The 21,267-nt window shown below is 36.0% G+C and carries 12 protein-coding genes; all 12 read left to right on the top strand.

Going from position 1 to position 21,267, the window contains the following annotated elements:
• Positions 1 to 292: 292 nt before the first annotated feature.
• The 12 genes from ALLST_RS0106825 (at position 293) to istB (ending at position 21,150) form a co-directional block, all read left to right on the top strand.
• The gene (locus ALLST_RS0106825) at positions 293 to 2,473 is read left to right on the top strand and encodes an ATP-dependent helicase (RefSeq protein WP_019893390.1); all 2,181 of its coding nucleotides are present in this window, start codon (positions 293 to 295) and stop codon (positions 2,471 to 2,473) included.
• A 310-nt stretch (positions 2,474 to 2,783) separates the two neighbouring features.
• Positions 2,784 to 5,447, top strand: a complete 2,664-nt coding sequence (locus tag ALLST_RS0106820) for a hypothetical protein (RefSeq protein ID WP_019893389.1) — start codon at positions 2,784 to 2,786, stop codon at positions 5,445 to 5,447.
• A gap of 208 nt (positions 5,448 to 5,655) precedes the next feature.
• The gene (locus ALLST_RS0106815; RefSeq protein ID WP_019893388.1) at positions 5,656 to 6,312 is read left to right on the top strand and encodes an acyltransferase; all 657 of its coding nucleotides are present in this window, start codon (positions 5,656 to 5,658) and stop codon (positions 6,310 to 6,312) included.
• 992 nt (positions 6,313 to 7,304) lie between these two features.
• Positions 7,305 to 8,717 carry a hypothetical protein gene (locus ALLST_RS11340; RefSeq protein WP_019893369.1) on the top strand — a complete coding sequence of 471 codons (1,413 nt, stop codon included), beginning with the start codon at positions 7,305 to 7,307 and terminating at the stop codon, positions 8,715 to 8,717.
• 877 nt (positions 8,718 to 9,594) lie between these two features.
• On the top strand, positions 9,595 to 11,055 hold the full coding sequence (locus ALLST_RS11110; RefSeq protein ID WP_019893387.1) for a hypothetical protein: 1,461 nt from the start codon (positions 9,595 to 9,597) through the stop codon (positions 11,053 to 11,055).
• A 221-nt stretch (positions 11,056 to 11,276) separates the two neighbouring features.
• Positions 11,277 to 12,710, top strand: coding sequence for a hypothetical protein (locus tag ALLST_RS11335; RefSeq protein WP_019893384.1), 1,434 nt, complete (start codon positions 11,277 to 11,279; stop codon positions 12,708 to 12,710).
• Between the two features lie 220 nt (positions 12,711 to 12,930).
• Positions 12,931 to 14,358, top strand: a complete 1,428-nt coding sequence (locus tag ALLST_RS11330) for a hypothetical protein (RefSeq protein WP_019893386.1) — start codon at positions 12,931 to 12,933, stop codon at positions 14,356 to 14,358.
• Between the two features lie 300 nt (positions 14,359 to 14,658).
• Positions 14,659 to 16,092: a hypothetical protein gene (locus ALLST_RS11325; RefSeq protein ID WP_019893384.1), complete on the top strand. Its 1,434-nt coding sequence runs from the start codon at positions 14,659 to 14,661 to the stop codon at positions 16,090 to 16,092.
• A gap of 300 nt (positions 16,093 to 16,392) precedes the next feature.
• Positions 16,393 to 17,796, top strand: a complete 1,404-nt coding sequence (locus ALLST_RS11320) for a hypothetical protein (protein WP_019893383.1) — start codon at positions 16,393 to 16,395, stop codon at positions 17,794 to 17,796.
• A 222-nt stretch (positions 17,797 to 18,018) separates the two neighbouring features.
• The gene (locus ALLST_RS0106780) at positions 18,019 to 18,876 is read left to right on the top strand and encodes a leucine-rich repeat domain-containing protein (protein WP_019893382.1); all 858 of its coding nucleotides are present in this window, start codon (positions 18,019 to 18,021) and stop codon (positions 18,874 to 18,876) included.
• A gap of 73 nt (positions 18,877 to 18,949) precedes the next feature.
• Positions 18,950 to 20,182: an IS21 family transposase gene (gene istA / locus ALLST_RS0106775; protein WP_026472831.1), complete on the top strand. Its 1,233-nt coding sequence runs from the start codon at positions 18,950 to 18,952 to the stop codon at positions 20,180 to 20,182.
• A 212-nt stretch (positions 20,183 to 20,394) separates the two neighbouring features.
• Positions 20,395 to 21,150, top strand: a complete 756-nt coding sequence (istB, locus tag ALLST_RS0106770; RefSeq protein ID WP_019892562.1) for an IS21-like element helper ATPase IstB — start codon at positions 20,395 to 20,397, stop codon at positions 21,148 to 21,150.
• The last annotated feature ends 117 nt before the right edge of the window (positions 21,151 to 21,267 follow it).

The following is a 21,267-nucleotide window of genomic DNA, read 5'->3' as shown; positions in this document are numbered from 1 at the left end:
TTTCTAAAAGCTCTTCAAAGCATAGACACAGGATGAAGATCGATCCGTGTGAGTGTTTGAGGAGCTTTTCTTATGGTCAGTAAATGAATAAAGATATATTGTAGAACGACGAATAATTTCAAAAATGAGCTGTAATCGTTAGTCATAAATAAATCCAACAAGATGATTTTTGTCTTGATCTGAATAGTTGATGACTAATTGGATGAAGCTGCATTTTCAATAACTGACGTTTCGACTAAAATAGATGGACTAGACAAGAAATCATTTCGATTCGATCAAGAAGGAGAAAGCCATGAATCAACAAGAGGACTTCATTTTAAATTCATCCCAACAAGAAGCAGTACAAGCAACCGAAGGCTATGTGCGCGTGATTGCGGGAGCGGGTTCGGGAAAGACACGTTCTTTGAGCATGCGCTTTGCGTGGCTTGTTGAAACACTTGGCATTATGCCAAGTCATATTTTATGTATGACGTTCACAAACAAAGCGGCAGCGGAAATGCGAAATCGGATTTCGCGTTTAATTGGGGATGAAGATTGTGGCACGATCAGCACCTTTCATGGTTTGTGCAATACGATTCTGTTAGAAGAAAGTCATCAAATCCATTTTCCCAAATCCTTCATGGTTTTAGATATTCCCGATATGGATGAATTGCTCAAACTTGTTTATGATCAACGCAAATTGACTTTACGCAATATGACGTTTGCTAAGGCAAGGGAAATGATTGAGATGAAAAAGATTCAAGAATATCGTCAATATACGGATGATTTCATCAATCTTTCTAATCAAGACTTATTGAAGAAATACGAAAATGCTAGTGAAGTCGATGACATCATTTTCTTTGGCTATCTTTATCAACAACGAATGAATTTTGCGCTCGATTATGATGATCTGATCTTATTGACGCTTAAGATTTTTAATGAAAACAAAGAAACCGCCAAGAAATGGCAACAGCGTTTTGAATATATCATGGTCGATGAATTCCAAGATATTGACCCCTTGCAATATGAATTAATGGAAATCCTTACGCAAGGACATAAAAACTTATTTGTGGTCGGAGATCCAGACCAGACGATTTATACATGGCGTGGCGCAAATGTTCGCTTTTTAACAGAATTTGATCAACACTTTGCCCCTTGCCAAACGATTTTCCTCAATGAAAACTATCGTTCTACACCCCAAATTCTCCAGGTGGCCAATACTTTAATCTCTAAAAACGTCAATCGAATTAAAAAAGATTTAGTGCCAACGATTTTTAGTGGAGCACAAGTTCATGCAGCCCACTTTACAGATCCAAATCTTGAAGCAGCCACTCTTGCGAAAAACATTTTGCATCTGCAACAAAAAGGCTATCGCCTCAAAGATATGGCGGTTTTATACCGGGCTCATTATATGTCTAGACCGATTGAAGATGCCTTGATTGAAGCAAAGATACCGTATGTGATTTATTCAGGTGTCCCATTTTTTAGTCGCATGGAAATTAAAGATACTGTGAGCTATTGTCGAATGCTCGTTTATCAAGATGATCTTGATTTTTTAAGAACGATTAATCGGCCAAGAAGAAATATTGGTAAAGGAAGAATCGCCTTTTTACAAGATTATGCTAAAGAACATGAAGTGACCCTCTATCAAGCCTTAAAAGATAATTTGGAAACGGATTTGTTTAAATCCACGCAAGCCAAACAATATGTTGAATTGATTGATCAATATCCTTATCAAGAAAAAAGAATTAGTGAAACGATTGAAGATATTCTTGAACAATCGGGTTATGAAAAAATGCTGCGATTAGAAGGAAGCCAAGAACGACTCGATAATTTAGCAGAATTCAAACAAGCAGCGAGTGAATATGAAATTTCTTGGGGAGAAGATACAAATTTGGAAGGATGGCTCCATCACATTGCTTTATTTAGTGGAATCGATGGTCAAAGCGAGAGTGACAAAGTCAAATTGATGACGATCCATACCGCAAAAGGATTGGAATTTGATTGTGTCTTTTTGATTGGCTTAAATGAAGGAATGTTCCCTTCAAGACAAACGAAAAACTTAGAAGCGATGGAAGAAGAAAGAAGACTTGCCTTCGTTGCTTTAACGAGAGCGAAAAAAGAATTATATCTTTCTGAAGCTCAAGGTATTTTGCATAGTGGCTATACGCGTTATCCAAGTCGCTTTCTTTTTGATCTAGGATTAGAGAATGTGAAATGGAATCCCGAGATTCCAAAAGATATGCAAGAAGGGGCTAAGCGGATGATTAGCCTCAAGAAAAATTTACTCGCTAAACCGGAACAATCTGATGCTCTAAGTGTTGGTGATGTCGTTGAACATCCTGTTTTTGGACAAGGGGTCATCCAAGAGATTCTTGCTGAACAACAAGCCATTGTGATTCAGTTTGACAAGCTCAATACAACAAGAACCCTTTCGACAAGAGTTCGCTTAAAGAAAGTTGAATCCAAAACTTCTACACCTTGGCTCAACTAAATTTGGATTTGCGTGAATCCTAAATCTCGTTAAACCTTAAGCAATCAAGTCATGGATCCCATTGATTTGATTGCTTTTCTTTAGGTGAAAATGAAAAAGACCATCGAATACGAGAGGGAACATCTAACGTTTGTGCAAATTTTGTCCATCTATTTCTAGCGATGATAAAATGACAAACGATATCACTAGACAATTTCAATTCCATTATTCCGATTTGAGAGTTATCAAAAACACTTGTTTATCGAGTTGTATGATCGATGAAAAAGATAATTCACAAAGGGAATGATGTTCAAGATAGAGAAGATAGATTATGAAGGAAAAAAATACCGCAAAAACAAAGCGTAGTTTGAAAAGCCGCTTCAAAAAAGAAAGTCGAGAACCAAAGCAAACGATAGAGGAAAAAGAAATTGACCGCGAACAACTCGTCGAACTTTTAAAACAAACCGCATCACAAGAAGATCATTTGGAAGATCTTCTTGTGATTACCCCACAACCCAAAAAGACAATGGCTGATCAAGTTGTGCAAAAAAAGGATCTAGAGCAAGGAAAAAAAGATGTATCAAAATTGAATTCAAGCCCAATGGATTTAGATGTCGATTCAATAGAAGAAAAACAAGAAAAAAGTCAGTTTGGTGAGCTTGAACAAAGACAAAGCGCGCAAAAGGAATTACTGCAGCAATCAGATTCATTCGCAAAACAAGACCATGATCCAGATCTTGAAAAACAAAACTTGTTGCAAGAGCGCAATATAAATATAGAAAGAGAAGACCAGCAAATCTCGTCTTATTCACATGGACTCAATGAAGCGGATCAAATGCAATGCATGGATCAAGAAAATCAACAAGAAAAGCAAGACAGCAATCGAAAAGAACATTCTTCTTTACAAGATCAAAGGACAATCCAAGAAAAAGAAAGAGAGATTGATCAGCTAGAGAAAAAAGAGTTAAACACAAATCAGCAAGAAGAGCTCGATTTGCGGACTCGTCATCATTTTGAACTTATTCAAAATCAAGTGAGTGAAATAGATCAAGCAGAACACGTTTCTTTTCATCATCAAAATCTAAATCAGATTCCAAAAAAGAAAAGTAAATCTTTAAAAAAATTAGAAGATGAAAAGGATCAGCTCGATACGAGCTTGATTGAAGAAGCAATCGAAGAAAATAGCTCAGCGCAAGATCAATTTGAAAAAAGCCAAGTCCAATCCAAAACGCAAGGTAAGCGCCATGTACATCAACATAAGATCAGCCACTTATTGCATCAATGGCAAACATATTTTGTATTCGGGGCAATGTTCTCAATTTTCTTTTTGCTTTGGAAAATCCATGCACTACATTTCTTTAAACTCTCCTTTGCAGGAATGATCCTTGGACTAGGGATGATTGTTATCTCTATGGCCATCTTCGGCTTTTACTATGTCCCAAAAAGGATTGGCAATATTGGCGCAGTCCTTCTTTGTGTTTTAGTCACAACCCAATCTTTAGGTCTGCAAAATGAGCTCAATTTGATTTCAAATTCCATTGCCCAAATGAGCGATATCCAACAAAATAGCGGTCGAGCAATGGGCATTTATGTCCCTGCCCATATTCCAATTTCTTCATTAGCGGCATTAGATGGAGAAACGATCGGAATTATGGCGCAAAGAGATGACGAAGGCATTCATGCAGTATTGACCAGTCTGGCCGATCAAGGTATTCACGTTCAAACGAAAAGTTATTCGTCTTTACAACAACTCTCTAAAGGTGCCAAAGGCTTAGCTGTCAGAGCGGTCATTCTCAATGAAGCCGATGTTCGTTTTATTGATGACTTTACACCAAGTGCTAGTCAAACCCCATCATTGACGAAAGTATTTTCGTTGACAATGCCAGCACAAACCAAAAATGCGCCAACAACAACGAGTAAAGACTTAGAAGTTGAACCTTATACAATATTGATTAGTGGTTCCAATGATCCTTTAAGTCAACGTGCTTATCGTTCCAACTTCAACTTACTCGTCACGATTCATCCACAAACTAAACAAGTACTAACGACATTCATTCCACGAACGCTTGCGGTTGCCAGTAAATGCCAAGAACAAAACGCTTGCCCGCAAGGGGTGAGTGAAGAAAGACTTTCTCTTGTTAGCTACAACTCCATTGAAGCACTCAAACAAAGTCTAGAAGAAACATTAGATATTCCAATTGACTTTACGGTGCGTATTGATTTTTCAAAACTGATTGAATTGTTCGATCTTGATCCGTCGCTGCGTTATCAACAAGCCAATGAAGTCGATTCCTATGTCGATATTCAACATGGCCAAGGTGAACGATACAACATTTATCAAATGAAACAACTCATCGGCAATGTTCAAGACCTTGCGCCAGATGACATGAATCAAGAACTGACGATTTTGCGGGTATTAAAAACGATTTTGCAAGCACAAGAAATGCCGCATACAAAAGATCTCGCTCCAATTCTTGAGCTATTACAACAAGCTGTTTCCACTTCACTGAATCCAAATCAATTAGCCCAATTAATCAAAACATTTTTGATTTTTCCAATGAAGATGGAAGCCCATTACACATGGCTACAAAGTCAAACAACAACGCAATACTCACCAACCCTAACTGAAATGCTCTATATGGCCAAAGCCGATGGTAATAGCTTAGAAACAATCAAACAAGCAATCCAAGCTATCGTAAATGCAAGTCCAAATCGGCCGGCACAAATTCAAGTCGATCCTTTACCACAACCATCAACTTTAGAAGCAATTTTGCAAAACCAAGAGCAACAAGTAAGTTCACAAGCGCCAGCAACAGAACAAGCCAATCAAGAAGGCGAACCTACACCAGAATCTACTACGCCAGTTTTAGAAGAAGGTAGTGATCCTTTAGATGGAATAGAACAAGATTTGCCAGTCGATCAAAGTACGCCATTAGAATCAGATTCAGCTCTTGAACAAGGACAAGAAGTTGACTCAACACCCATAGAGCAATAAAGAAAAATAGACACTTACTCAATTTGTTCTCGTCATATCGCTGGATTCAATATAAAAGAGATGGCAAGCGCAGAAAATAAATGACAAACATATAAATAAGCAATAACTTAAACTAGAAAGCGCAACATCAATGCGACTTTGAATGAAAAGACAATAAAAGCAATTGAAGAAATAAAGAATATAAAAATATAGAAAGAGAAAACGATTTATGGTTAAGATTCAAGAACTCTATTCACTCGAACATACTCTAGCCAAAGATTATTTATTGCAATATGAATATCCTTGGCAAGCACTCAAAGGAATTCATGAACTCATCCTCCAACTCATCGACACACTCGATGAACACTACAAACAAGTATCCGAAGGCGTCTATGTTCATGAAACCGCAAAAATCTATCCGAATGCTTATTTGGGTAGTCCCTGCATTATTGGACCCCGCACTGAAGTAAGACCAGGTGCATTCATTCGCCAAGATGCGTTAGTGGGTGCTGATTGTGTAGTCGGAAACTCAACAGAACTGAAAAACGTGATCCTATTCGATCATGTCCAAGTCCCTCACTATAACTATGTTGGTGATAGCATTCTGGGCTATTATGCACATATGGGAGCAGGCTCCATTACTTCGAATGTCAAAAGTGATCAAACCCTTGTTGTCATTCAAGATCAAGACCAACGCTATGAAACAGGCCGTAAAAAAGTCGGGGCGATGTTAGGTGATCATGTCGAAGTTGGATGTAACTCTGTTTTAAACCCAGGAACTGTCGTTGGCTGCAATACAAATATTTATCCATTATCTTGCGTTCGTCATGTCATTCCTGCGCATTCTATTTTTAAAGACCAAAACAATATCGTTCATAAAAAATAGACAAGTAAAACAAAGATTGAATGAGGCTTGTAAACAATAGTAATTGCGCTGGCATGAGTTTCGTACCCAAAAACAAGTGTCCTTGGAACGGTCACAAAAAAACAGAAAATGCAAAAGCGTTTTCATATCCAGATGAAAAGAGAAGAATCCGAAAACAATTCTTATCGTTTTCTAAAGCTTGATTTGAATAGCCAAACAAAAACAGAGTAGAATTGAAGTGGATAAATCGGATCAGGAATGAAATTTAACCGAATTGCGAAGTAATCCCAAACAGGTGAATTATGGTTATAAAATGTGATTAATTAGGCAAAAAAAGAATTGTTTTAAAAAGCGTGAATGAAGCAATTGGTTTTTAAAATAAATATTAAATTTTTAGTATGAAAATCATGGGAAAACGGCAATTTTCGCAAAAAATATTCCGAAAAAGAAGACACAAAATGAGTTATATATAAGCCTATTTGAACTATTTAGAAATAGTTATGATTTTTTAATAATTCTCTTGGTAAAAGGTTGCAATAAGCGATTGGTTATCGTAAACTGTCAATGCTGATACTTATATCCAGAGTGCATTGAGGCTCAGGGCCCGAACTCAATGTATCCCTTACGATGCGAGTCATCAAAAGGTGTATCAGTCTAGTTAAAGAGCAGACAATCTCTCCTTGAACGTCACCATTCTAGTTCGGTTGTCTAGCCCAATTCTCGTCTTGACAAGGCGTTCGACCCTCGGATTTTTGCCAATTCGTCGCGTCCCTCGGCTTTTCTTGACTCCTGAATCTCTCGGACTCTTTAAATATGCTCCCTGGATAAAAAATATTTTCGGCCTTGGCCTTTCGATGTTTATCAAAAATCGCATCCCTCGGATTTTCTTAATGAATAAAATCCATACCAAGAGCCGGTCCCTCGATGATCCACTCATACAAATCGTATTGAAAAATATATGGATTCGTGGGAATACCTTGCTTTGAATTAATATTTAGGAAAGAAGGAACATTATGAACAAAAAGTTTTTTGCAGCTTTAGCTTCTGCAACTATGGCTTTCACTGCGTCTGGTTCTATCGCTGTCTTTGCCGATGATTTTGTTGAAGAAAAAAATCCTGTTATTAACAATGGCGATGTAACACCAGTTCCAACAACTGTTGTTTGGAACGAAGATAACTTTGGTGCTTTAGTTAACTTAAAACAAAATGCTTTTGCTGATTATGCAGGAGATTCTGATACTTTAGTTAAAGGAAAATCAGTAAAAACTGCTGATCTAGCAGAAGTAACTGCAATCACATTATCCGGTTTAAAAGGTGAAATCAAAGGACTAGAATACTTCACTAAATTAGGATCTTTTGATGATTCTGCTGCAACAGTAACAAACGCAAAATTAGATTTCTCTGCAAATAAAGTTTTAAAAACTTTATCCGTAACTAAAGCAGAAGATTTAACAGAAATCGTTCTTCCAGAACCAGTTGTGACTGAAAAAGATGGAAAAGAAGAAGTAACATATTCTTTAAATAGCTTAACATTAAAAGGAACTGCATTAACTTCTTTAGATTTTTCTGATCAAAAAGTATTAAGCACAGTTGAAGTTACTGGTAATAGCAATTTAAAAGAAGCTGTTGTAAAACACGGGGATAAAAGAGAGCCTAAAACATATGCATCTTTAAATTTATCTGCTAACAATTTAGAAACTGTGAACTTAGATCACGTAGCTATTACTGGAGAATTAAACCTTGATAATAACCACATTGGTGCATTAGATTTAAGCAATACAACTGCTGGTACTGGTAATTTAGGTAACCAAGAATTCTATGTTTCTGAAACATTAAAAACTGTTAATTTGGCAGAAACTTTTGAAAACTTTGACAAAAAAGCTATCGCTAAATCAGATAAATATGATCCAGAAACTGGTATTTTAACAATTGATGGTAAAGATGCTAATTATACTTACGACACTTTATTAGGTGCTACAAGTAAAACTCTTACAGTTAAACTTGTTGCAGCAAACCCAATGAACCGTCTATATAACCCTAACTCTGGTGAACACTTCTACACTGCTTCCATCAAAGAAAAAGAAGCTTTAGTTGACCTTGGATGGAATGATGAAGGCTACGGATGGGTAGCACCAAAAGGAAAAGATTCAACAGTTCCTGTATACCGTGTATACAATCCAAATGCTGGAGATCACCATTACACAATGAACAAAGGTGAAAGAGACACTCTTGTTGCATACGGTTGGAAAGACGAAGGTATTGGATGGTATTCTGATACAAATAAAAAAGTAGCTGTATTCCGCCAATACAACCCATACGCAAACGGTGCAGGCGCTCACAACTACACAACAGATAAAGCAGAAAACGACCACTTAGTATCCTTAGGATGGACTCCAGAAGGAAAAGCTTGGTACGCTGTTCAATAATCTGATTTAAAAACAAAGAATCGAATCGATCAACGAATCGAAATCAGCCAAGAAGCGGGTTGTCGCTCCAGAACAAGGAGCGGGAAGCTCGCTTCTTTTCTTTTGTAATCAGAGAAGCGAAAAAATAAAATAGAATTTCCAATAAACAAGAAAAAAGAAAAGAATAGAAATTTCCAAAAGAAGAGGAGATTTCACTTGTTTCGGTAGCCCCGGACTGAAAGGACGGGGCTACCAAAAAACAGACGGAAAATTCGAATTTTAGAATTGAATTAGAAAATGATTTGATAAGCTTAAATTTCGTTTATATGATTGTAATTAAGTCTGAAATCAAACGAAATAGATGCTATTTAACACTTTTATCGAAAATATATAAAACGCTATATATTCATTAAAATATGGCTTGTATTAGCTTTCTGATTCTATTGATTGCAATTTCGATAATACATTTTTGATCATTTGATGATCTCTACATAAAAAACGAAGAGGTGCAGATCAACTTTGGCTTATTTGGCTAAAGTAATGTGCACCTCTTTTATTTGTGTTTGTAAAGTATGCAACGAAGCTAATAAAAGGACCAACAATATAGTATAAGTGCATCTATAGATAAATGATGTTAATTTGAAATGCATGCAACTACTCATGAAATTTAAAGAGATAATTTTTGCCCATATGCAGGTGAATCTTAACGGAAATTGGATGATCATATTTTTATTGAAATAACTATGCTAATTAATATAGAAGAAGATATATCTATTTGTTGATGTTTTTGGAGTTAGTAGAAGAATAAATTGAAGTGTAAATAGTGAATAAGATATCTCAATATTGATGATAAAAGGTAATATTCAATTAAAGTGACATGACGCTAAGAAGGAACATTATGAACAAAAAGTTTTTTGCAGCTTTAGCTTCTGCAACTATGGCTTTCACTGCGTCTGGTTCTATCGCTGTCTTTGCTGATGATTTTGTTGAAGAAAAAGATCCTGTTATTGACAATGGTGATGTGAAACCAGTAGAAACTGAAGTAGTTTGGAATAAAGATAACTTTGGTGCATTAGTAAAAGAAGGAAATTCTGTTTTCGAAGACAAAGATTCAAATGGATTGTTTGATGTAAACGGAAACGCTTTAGTAGAAGGTAAAAAAGTTAAAACTGCTGATTTAGAAAAAGTTGAAAATATCACTTTAACAGGTGCTACAAATGGCGAAATCAAAGGTTTAGAATACTTCACTGGATTAAAAACATTCAATGCTAATGCGGCTACAAAAATCACAAACAATTCTTTAGATTTCTCAGCAAATAAAGTATTAGGAACTTTATCCGTAACTAAAGCAGAAGATTTAACAGAAATTGTTCTTCCAGAACCAGTTGTGACTGAAAAAGATGGAAAAGAAGTAGTCACATATTCTTTAAAAAGTTTAACATTATCAGGTACTGCATTAACTTCTTTAGATCTTTCTGCTCAAAATGAATTAGCTAATGACGGTTCAGTCGTTGTGACTAATAATAACAATTTAAAAGAAGTTACAGTTAAGCATGGAACAAAATTCAACAATGCAAAATATGCATCTTTAGATTTAACTGAAAACAACTTAGCAACAATTGATTTAGCAAATACTACAATTGGTACTCTTAAATTAAATAAAAACCACATTGGTGCATTAGATTTAAGCGACACAACAGTTAACTCTACTTTAGAATTAAAAGATCAAACATTCTATGTTTCTGAAACATTGGAAAACGTAAACTTAGCAGAAACTTTCGAAAACTTCGATAAAGAAGCTGCTAAAGCAACTGGAAATGCAAAATATGATGAAAAAACTGGTATTTTAACTATTAAAGGAACAGATGCAACTTATGAATACAACACTTTAGTGAATGGTCCACAAAGTTCCGTTAAATTATCAGTTACTCTCACAGCTGCTAACCCAATGAACCGTTTATACAACCCTAACTCCGGAGAACACTTCTACACAGCTGATTTAAAAGAAAAAGAAGCTTTAGTGAAACTTGGATGGAATGATGAAGGCTACGGATGGGTTGCTCCAAAAATGACTGAAGGAGATAAAGTTGTTTATCGTCTTTACAACCCAAATGCTGGTGATCACCACTACACTGTAAGTGCTACAGAAAAGAAAACTTTAGTTTCTTATGGATGGAAATATGAAGGCGAAGGTTGGAAATCTGCAGCAAAAGCTGGTAATACACCTGTTTACCGTCAATACAACCCATACGCAAATGGCGCTGGATCTCACAACTACACTACAGACAAAGCAGAAAATGACTACCTTGTATCTTTAGGATGGACTCCAGAAGGAACTGCTTGGTACGGTCTTCAGTAATCTGATTTAAAAACAAAGAATCGAATCGATCAACGAATCGAAATCAGCCAAGAAGCGGGTTGTCGCTCCAGAACAAGGAGCGGGAAGCTCGCAATTTTTTATTTATGATGAAATCTGCAAAAGTAGATAAGGAAAACAGGTTACTAGAGGATTATTCGGTAGAAGTATTGATAATGAAGGGAAAAACCGATCAAAGTGTCAATACGCTAAGAAGGAACATTATGAACAAAAAGTTTTTTGCAGCTTTAGCTTCTGCAACTATGGCTTTCACTGCGTCTGGTTCTATCGCTGTCTTTGCCGATGATTTTGTTGAAGAAAACGCTCCAGTATTAGGCGGTAACGATGTAAAACCTGATACTGTTGAAGAAACAGTTAAATGGAATAGAGAAAACTTCGGTGATTTAGTTGAATTAGACCAATCTGCGTTTGTTTCATACGCAGGTGACCCTGCTACTTTAGTAAAAGGTAAAATGGTTAAAACTGCTGACTTAGCAAAAGTAGAAACTATTAATTGCACAGATTTAGATGGTGAAATCAAAGGTTTAGAATATTTCACTGGCTTAAAACAATTTGACGATTTTGGAGCTAAAAAATTCACAAACAAAACATTAGATTTCTCTGCAAACAAAAAATTAGCATCTGTAGTTGTTAAAAACGCAACACAATTAACAGGAATCGTTCTTCCAGAACCAACTGTTGATGAAGACGAAAAAGTATATTACTCTTTAACAGATTTAACTTTAGAAAATACTAAACTTACTTCCTTGGATTTATCCGAACAAACAGAACTTAACAATGTTCGAGTTACAAAAAATAAAAATTTAAAAGATGTAACTGTTGCAAAAGGAACTAATGCAAATCCATATGCTTATGACACATTAAACCTTTCAGTTAACTCTTTAGAAGATATTAATCTTGAAAACGTTAAAGTTAATGATACATTAGCATTGGACGAAAACCGTCTTGGTGTACTTGATTTAAGCAAAACAACATTTGCAGATACTGCTAAAACAATCGCTTTACAGAATCAAAAATTATATGTTTCAGAAACTTTAGCAACAATCAATGTAAAAGATACATTTGCTAACATTGATACTCATGATTTCAAAGGGGATAACTATAACCCAAAAACAGGTGTATTAAAATTAGTTGATGGTACGAATGGATACACATACACTGCTTATGACAAGGCAAATAAAACACATGCGCTCACTGTAAACGTTGAAAAAGCAAACCCAATGAACCGTGTGTATAACCCTAACTCCGGTGAACACTTCTATACAGCTGACATTAAAGAAAAAGAAGCTTTAGTTGCACTTGGATGGAATGATGAAGGTTTCGGATGGGTAGCTCCAACAGTAGCAGAAGGAAAATCAGCAAAAGCTCCAGTTTTCCGTTTATATAACCCAAATGCTGGTGACCACCACTACACAATGAAAGCTGAAGAAAGAGATGTTCTTGTTGCTTATGGATGGAAATACGAAAACATTGGATGGTATTCCGCTACTGGTGATACTGTAGAAGTTTATCGTCAATACAACCCATACGCTAACGGTGCAGGATCTCACAACTACACTACAGACAAAGCTGAAAACGACCACTTAGTATCCCTAGGATGGACTCCAGAAGGAACTGCTTGGTTCGCTCTTCAGTAATCTGATTTAAAAACAAAGAATCGAATCGATCAACGAATCGAAAGAAGCCAAGAAGCGGGTTGTCGCTCCAGAACAAGGAGCGGGAAGTTCGCAAATTTTTTATTTATGATGAAATCGGTAAAACTAGAGAAGGAGAACTGGGATATTGATGATTATTGAATAGTAGCGGTTGATGATCGGAAAAAGTGATTAAAGTGCCAAAACGCTAAGAAGGAACATTATGAACAAAAAGTTTTTTGCAGCTTTAGCTTCTGCAACTATGGCTTTCACTGCGTCTGGTTCTATCGCTGTCTTTGCCGATGATTTTGTTGAAGAAAGAAACGATATCATTACTGGCGATGATGTAAAACCAGTCGAAACTACAGTTAAATGGAATAAAGAAAACTTCGGTGATTTAGTTACTGTTGTAAATCAAAAGGATACTTTCGTAGGTCTTCCTGTAGGTGTTACATTAGAAAAAAATAAAGAAGTTAAAACTGATGATTTGAAAAAAGTTACAGCAATCAACTTACAACAATATTTTGAAGGGGAAGTAAAAGGTTTACAATACTTCACTGGATTAAAAACATTTGATGATAGCAAAGTGGCTTCAACTAAAAAAGTTACAAATGCAGCTTTAGATTTCTCTGCAAACACAAAATTAGAAACATTAACTGTTAAAAACGCAGAAGATTTAGCAACACTTGTTTTACCAGAACCATCCAAAAATGAAGATGATGAAGATGTATATTCTTTAACTACTTTAGCTTTAGAAAATACAGCATTAACAGCTTTAGATCTTACTGCACAAAATTCTGTAAAAGATGTAACAGTTAAAAACAATGCAAACTTAAAAGATGTTAAACTTCTTCACGGAACAAAAGCACATCCAACACCATATGGAGATGTAGATCTTTCTGCAAACTCTATTGAGACAATTGATCTTGCAAACTGTGCTTTCCATTCACTTGATTTAAGTGGAAACCATATTGGAGTAATTGATTTCAGTCAAACAACTCTTGGTTCAAAAGCAACTTTAACTGGTCAAACATTATATGTTTCTGAAACATTAGCAACAGTAAACTTAAAAGACACATTTGGTGATGTAGATACACATGATTTCTCTGCTGATGCTGGATACAACAAAAAAACAGGTGAATTAGACCTTGAAAAAGCTAAGGGATATAGCTATGTTTCTAAAGCAAAAAAAGGTGGGGTTCAAAAATTAGAAGTTACACTGACTAAAGCTAACCCAATGAACCGTTTATACAACCCTAACTCCGGTGAACACTTCTACACAGCTGACATCAAAGAAAAAGCAGCGTTAGTTTCTCTTGGATGGAATGATGAAGGTTACGGTTGGGTAGCTCCAAAAGCAAATCAATCTGGAGATAAAGCAGTCTATCGTCTTTACAATCCAAACGCTGGAGATCACCACTACACAACAAACAAAGTTGAAAAAGACACTCTTGTGACTTACGGATGGAAAGATGAAGGAAAAGGATGGTACTCCGATGATGACACTAGAGGTGTTAAAGTTTACCGTCAGTACAATCCATTCGCAAACGGTGCTGGATCCCACAACTATACAGTAGATAAAGCTGAAAATGACCACTTAGTATCCTTAGGATGGACTCCAGAAGGAACTGCTTGGTACGGTTTAAAATAGTCTGATTTAAAAACAAAGAATCGAATCGATCAACGAATCGAAAGAAGCCAAGAAGCGGGTTGTCGCTCCAGAACAAGGAGCGGGAAGCTCGCGATTTTTTTATTTATGATGAAATTTATAATTAAAGATAAAGAAAATAAAGCGATTGAGTGCAATCGAAAAGAGGTGGTTGTTAAATGCAATATAAGAACTACCAATTTGTGCAATTTAAAATAACCAATTCAGGCAATAGGAAAAATAGATAATCTGGGTTTTAATGGAAAAATGATCGAAGTGCCAAAATGCCTAAGAAGGAACATTATGAACAAAAAGTTTTTTGCAGCTTTAGCTTCTGCAACTATGGCTTTCACTGCGTCTGGTTCTATCGCTGTCTTTGCCGATGATTTTGTTGAAGAAAACGCTCCAGTATTAGGCGGTAACGATGTAAAACCTGATACTGTTGAAGAAACAGTTAAATGGAATAGAGAAAACTTCGGTGATTTAGTTGAATTAGACCAATCTGCGTTTGTTTCATACGCAGGTGACCCTGCTACTTTAGTAAAAGGTAAAATGGTTAAAACTGCTGACTTAGCAAAAGTAGAAACTATTAATTGCACAGATTTAGATGGTGAAATCAAAGGTTTAGAATATTTCACTGGCTTAAAACAATTTGACGATTTTGGAGCTAAAAAATTCACAAACAAAACATTAGATTTCTCTGCAAACAAAAAATTAGCATCTGTAGTTGTTAAAAACGCAACACAATTAACAGGAATCGTTCTTCCAGAACCAACTGTTGATGAAGACGAAAAAGTATATTACTCTTTAACAGATTTAACTTTAGAAAATACTAAACTTACTTCCTTGGATTTATCCGAACAAACAGAACTTAACAATGTTCGAGTTACAAAAAATAAAAATTTAAAAGATGTAACTGTTGCAAAAGGAACTAATGCAAATCCATATGCTTATGACACATTAAACCTTTCAGTTAACTCTTTAGAAGATATTAATCTTGAAAACGTTAAAGTTAATGATACATTAGCATTGGACGAAAACCGTCTTGGTGTACTTGATTTAAGCAAAACAACATTTGCAGATACTGCTAAAACAATCGCTTTACAGAATCAAAAATTATATGTTTCAGAAACTTTAGCAACAATCAATGTAAAAGATACATTTGCTAACATTGATACTCATGATTTCAAAGGGGATAACTATAACCCAAAAACAGGTGTATTAAAATTAGTTGATGGTACGAATGGATACACATACACTGCTTATGACAAGGCAAATAAAACACATGCGCTCACTGTAAACGTTGAAAAAGCAAACCCAATGAACCGTGTGTATAACCCTAACTCCGGTGAACACTTCTATACAGCTGACATTAAAGAAAAAGAAGCTTTAGTTGCACTTGGATGGAATGATGAAGGTTTCGGATGGGTAGCTCCAACAGTAGCAGAAGGAAAATCAGCAAAAGCTCCAGTTTTCCGTTTATATAACCCAAATGCTGGTGACCACCACTACACAATGAAAGCTGAAGAAAGAGATGTTCTTGTTGCTTATGGATGGAAATACGAAAACATTGGATGGTATTCCGCTACTGGTGATACTGTAGAAGTTTATCGTCAATACAACCCATACGCTAACGGTGCAGGATCTCACAACTACACTACAGACAAAGCTGAAAACGACCACTTAGTATCCCTAGGATGGACTCCAGAAGGAACTGCTTGGTTCGCTCTTCAGTAATCTGATTTAAAAACAAAGAATCGAATCGATCAACGAATCGAAAGAAGCCAAGAAGCGGGTTGTCGCTCCAGAACAAGGAGCGGGAAGCTCGCGATTTTTTTATTTATGATGAAATTTATAATTAAAGATAAAGAAAATAAAGCGATTGAGTGCAATCGAAAAGAGGTGGTTGTTAAATGCAATATAAGAACTACCAATTTGTGCAATTTAAAATAACCAATTCAGGCAATAGGAAAAATAGATAATCTGGGTTTTAATGGAAAAATGATCGAAGTGCCAAAATGCCTAAGAAGGAACATTATGAACAAAAAGTTTTTTGCAGCTTTAGCTTCTGCAACTATGGCTTTCACTGCGTCTGGTTCTATCGCTGTCTTTGCCGATGATTTTGTTGAAGAATCCAATGTTGTTGAACCAGGTGATTTAATTCCAGTACCAACAGAAGTAGTTTGGAACGAAGCTAACTTCGGTGCTCTGGTAAAAGAACAAAAATCTGCTTTCTCAAAACTGCCAGGAACAACTGAATTAGTAGAAGGTAAAAAAGTAAAAACTGCTGATTTAGCAGAAGTTACTGAAATCAATTTAACAGCAAATACTAATGGTGAAATTAAAGGTTTAAAATACTTCACTAAATTAGAAAAATTTGATGATACAAATGCTACAGCAGTAACAAACGAAGCATTAGATTTCTCTGCAAACGTTAAATTGAAAACATTATCTGTAAAAAAAGCTTCTATTTTAAATGGAATTGAACTTCCAAAAGCCGATAAAAATGAAGATGATGAAGATGTTTATCGTTTAGAAACTGTAACTTTAAACAAAACAAAACTGACTTCTGTAGATTTAGCTAACTACAGCAACTTGGATTCAGTAACTGTTACTGAAAACTACAACTTAAAAGAAGTTGCTCTTCCAAAAGGAAAAGCTTCTGCAAAAATGGCTTTAACTACTTTAGATCTTTCTAAAAACGCATTAGAAACAATCAACCTTGATCACTACACAATCACAAACTTAAATCTGAATGGTAACCACATTGGTGCATTAGATTTAAGCAAAACAACAGCTACTACACCTAATTTAGGAATTCAAAAATTATATGTAGCTGAAAAAGCAGCAAACGTTGATTTAGATAAAGAAGTTGAAGGATTAAGCTTATTCAAAGTTGAATCTACTAAATCTAAAAAATATGTTCAAGATACTGGTGAATTTACATTGAATACTGATGGAAAAGAAAACTCCTATGTATACAACACTGAATTAGCAACAATGACCGTTAAACTTGCATTCGCTAACCCAATGAACCGTCTGTACAACCCTAACTCTGGAGAACACTTCTACACAGCTGATTTAGAAGAAAAAGCAGCATTAGTTGCTCTTGGATGGAACGATGAAGGTTATGGATGGGTATCCCCAACTGTAGAAGATGGTAAAGCAAATGGTAAACCTGTATACCGTTTATACAATCCAAATGCCGGTGACCACCACTACACAATGGATGAAAGAGAAGCTAGAACTCTTGAAACATATGGTTGGAAAGCTGAAGGCACTGGATGGTACTCTGCAGGTTCAGTAACTGTTTGGAGACAATATAACCCATACGCAAATGGTGCTGGATCTCACAACTACACAACAGACAGAGCTGAAAACGACTACCTCGTATCCCTTGGATGGGTTGGCGAAGGTCAAGCTTGGAGAGCTCTTAAGTAGTCTGATTTAAAAACAAAGAATCGAATCGATCAACGAATCGAAATCAGCCAGGAAGCGGGTTGTCGCTCTAGAACAAGGAGCGGGAAGCTCGCAATTTTTTTTATTTATGATGAAATTTGCATAAGAAGATAAGTAGAACAGGAACATTGAGGATTATTGGCTATAAGCGTTGATGATGAACGGAAAAATGATCGAAGTGTCAAAAGTCTAAGAAGGAACATTATGAACAAAAAGTTTTTTGCAGCTTTAGCTTCTGCAACTATGGCTTTCACTGCGTCTGGTTCTATCGCTGTCTTTGCCGATGATTTTGTTGAAGAATCCAATGTTGTTACTCCAGGCGATCTTCAAGAAAACCCAACAAAAGTTGTTTTCAACAAAGCAAACTTTGGTGCTTTAGTTGAAGCAGGTGCGGTTAAATTTAAAAAAGCAGATACAAACGAAGTTGTTTTGGAAAAAGATAAAGAAGTTGAAACTTCTAAATTAGAAGAAATTGCTGCTATCGAATTACAAGCTGGATTTGAAGGCGAAGTAAGAGGTTTAGAATACTTTACTAAATTAACATCTTTCACTGCTGAAACAGGAAAAGTTACAAACGAAGCATTAGATTTCTCTGCAAACACAAAATTAGAAACATTATCTTTAACAAAAGCAAATGAATTAGCAGAAATCAAACTTCCAAAAGCATTTGTTAATGATAAAAAAGAAGAAGAATATTCTTTAAAATCCTTAAAATTAGTTGGAACTAAATTAACAAAATTAGATCTTTCTGCACAAGATAAATTAGTTAAAGATGGTTCAAATGGTTCGGTTGTAGTAAAACGTAACAAAAGTTTGAAAGAATTGACTCTTAAAACAGCAACAGCTGCAAAACCTGCTAAATTAACAACTTTAGATCTTGCAGGAAACGCATTAGAAACAATTAATTTAGATAACTACGAAATCGAAACAAAATTAGATCTTGGTGGTAACCATATCGGTGCATTAGATTTAAGCAAAACAACTGCTCCAAAAAATGCTACTTTAGGAACTCAAGTTTTCTACTGTTTTTCGTATTTTAAAAATGGGCCAAAAAAGTGCTGATCGGATTTGAAATCTGTACCACCTTGCTTGTAATGTTTCTCCGTAAAGGAGGACAAGAAAGGTGCTTTCAATTATGAAGATTTTTGAATATATAGATTTACGAGAAAGCGGAATTTCATCTAGAAAAGCTGCTGAGCTGTGTGCTATATCGAGAACAACTGGAGAAAAGTATTATCGTAAATTCAAAGAGAACAGAGCTTCTCTTGTGGATAATCCAACCTGGGAAAATAGTCAGGTATTGATCGAGGAGTGTCTTGTTCCTCCTTCTTACAACACTTCAACACGGCGCCCAAGAAAGTACACTCCAGAAGTAGATGCTTTACTGGATCAAATTCTTGAAAACGAAGAGGAAAAAACACGTTTATTGGGGACTTCTCATAAACAACATCTAACATGCATGCAGATCTGGGAATTAATCAAAGACGCTGGATTCGATGTTGGATTATCGACGATCACAAAAAAGATCAAAGAAAAGAAAAACCGACACAAAGAATGCTTCATCAGCCAACGATATGAACCAGGAGATAGATTTGAATACGACTTTGGCGAAGTGAAGTTGATGATTAACGGTCAGAAAAAAACATTTTACTTGGCGGTTATGACTTCTCCTTGGTCAGGATATAGAGCTGCTTACTTATACGAAAATCAAAAAAGTCAGGTATTTTTCGAATCAATGATCCGCTTCTTTCATGAAGTTGGAGGATGCTTTAAAGAAGGCGTTTTCGACAATATGAGAAACGTCATCTCAAAATTCATCGGTAAAACTGAAAAAGAAATCAATCCAGAATTGATCCGTTTTGCCCATTACTATGGCTTTCTGGTCAATGTGACCAACGCATTTTCTGGAAACGAGAAAGGATCGGTTGAACGGTCAGTAGAAGTTGTTAGAAATAAAAGCTTTGCCTTGAAATATCAGTTTGACAGTTTAGAAGAAGCAAGAATGTGGCTTAAAAAATGCCTTGTCGATCTGAATAAGGACACAAAATGGAAGGAAGAACAGTTATTTCTTATCCCTATTCTTCCAGATTACGAATCCGCAAAAATTGTTGACCGAACAGTCAACAAGTATTCTTTGATCAGCGTAGATGGAAATCAGTATTCGGTTCCTGATCATCTCGTCGGCAAAGAAGTCAGAGTGAAAATTTATACAGAAACAGTTAAGGTCTATTACGAACATAGTCAAGTTGCTGAACATAGAAGAATCAATGATGGAAAAACAAAAAACGTGCTTCGATATACGACACTATCTAAGCACGCTGAGAAAAAAGCCTGGAGCATTGAGAAACAGCGCCGCCCTCAAAGCTGAACCAGAACTTAAAACTATTTACGACAACTATTTTAGCGAAAAACCGAGAGGAATTCATAGCTATACTCACTCGGAATAAGAATCTTCCTTTAGATCAACTGAAAGAATTGCTCAAAATGGAAGCTTGCCAAGCGCCCTTCCCTCAACCAGTTTACGAGCCCCTAGCTGATCAATTGCAGGGATACCAGGCACTGTTTGCCTAGAAAGTGAGTATGAAAATGATGATAGAAGTATATGCCAAAAGACTTCGCCTGCCCTTTATTCGGAATAACTACAGAGATCTCATTGCGGATGCAAGAGAAAATAAACCAGATTATGCAGAATTCCTAGAAGAGATTCTTAAGGGGGAGACGATGAGTCGGAATGAGAACTGTATCCAAAAACGGCTGCAGTTAGCGCATTTTCCCAATCGAATGACACTCGAAGATTTTCAGACGGAACATCTAAGAATTGAGATTCAGCAGAAAGTAAAAGAGTTATCGACTTTAGAGTTTATCCAAAAAGGAGAAAACGTGATACTTATTGGGAATCCAGGGACAGGAAAAAGTGCGTTATCAATCTGTCTAGGTGTAGAAGCCTGCTTGAACAACATGAGCGTTCTATTTATTGGTGTATCTGATCTTTTGATTGAGATCCGAGAAGCAATGAGCCAGAACCAAATTCTTCGCTATAAGAAACGTTTTGAAAGTTTTGATCTTGTGATACTAGACGAACTAGGTTATTGCTCATTCGATCAGAAATCAGGAGAAATACTATTTAATTTGATTTCAAGCCGAAATGGCAAGAAATCCATCGTTGTCACCAGTAACCTGGAGCTCAATCGATGGAAAGAGATCTTCAGGGACGAAGTATTGACAGCAGCGATGATAGATAGACTTGCTTATAAGGCTCACATGATCAATATGACTGGTCAGAGCTATAGGCTGAAAGAAACGAAGAAATGGGTTGAAGAAAAATCAGAGAAATAAATTTAAAAAAACGCGACACCCCTAGGGGTGTTAAGGAGAAGGGACTGCTCTTGAAAGAGCAGTATTCTTCTCCCTTAAGTGGATCAGATTTCAATTACGCAAATGGACCAATTTTCA

Origin of the sequence: Allobaculum stercoricanis DSM 13633 (assembly GCF_000384195.1) — a bacterium.
Taxonomy (GTDB): domain Bacteria; phylum Bacillota_I; class Bacilli_A; order Erysipelotrichales; family Erysipelotrichaceae; genus Allobaculum; species Allobaculum stercoricanis.
This window is presented reverse-complemented; position numbering and strand designations above follow the sequence as displayed.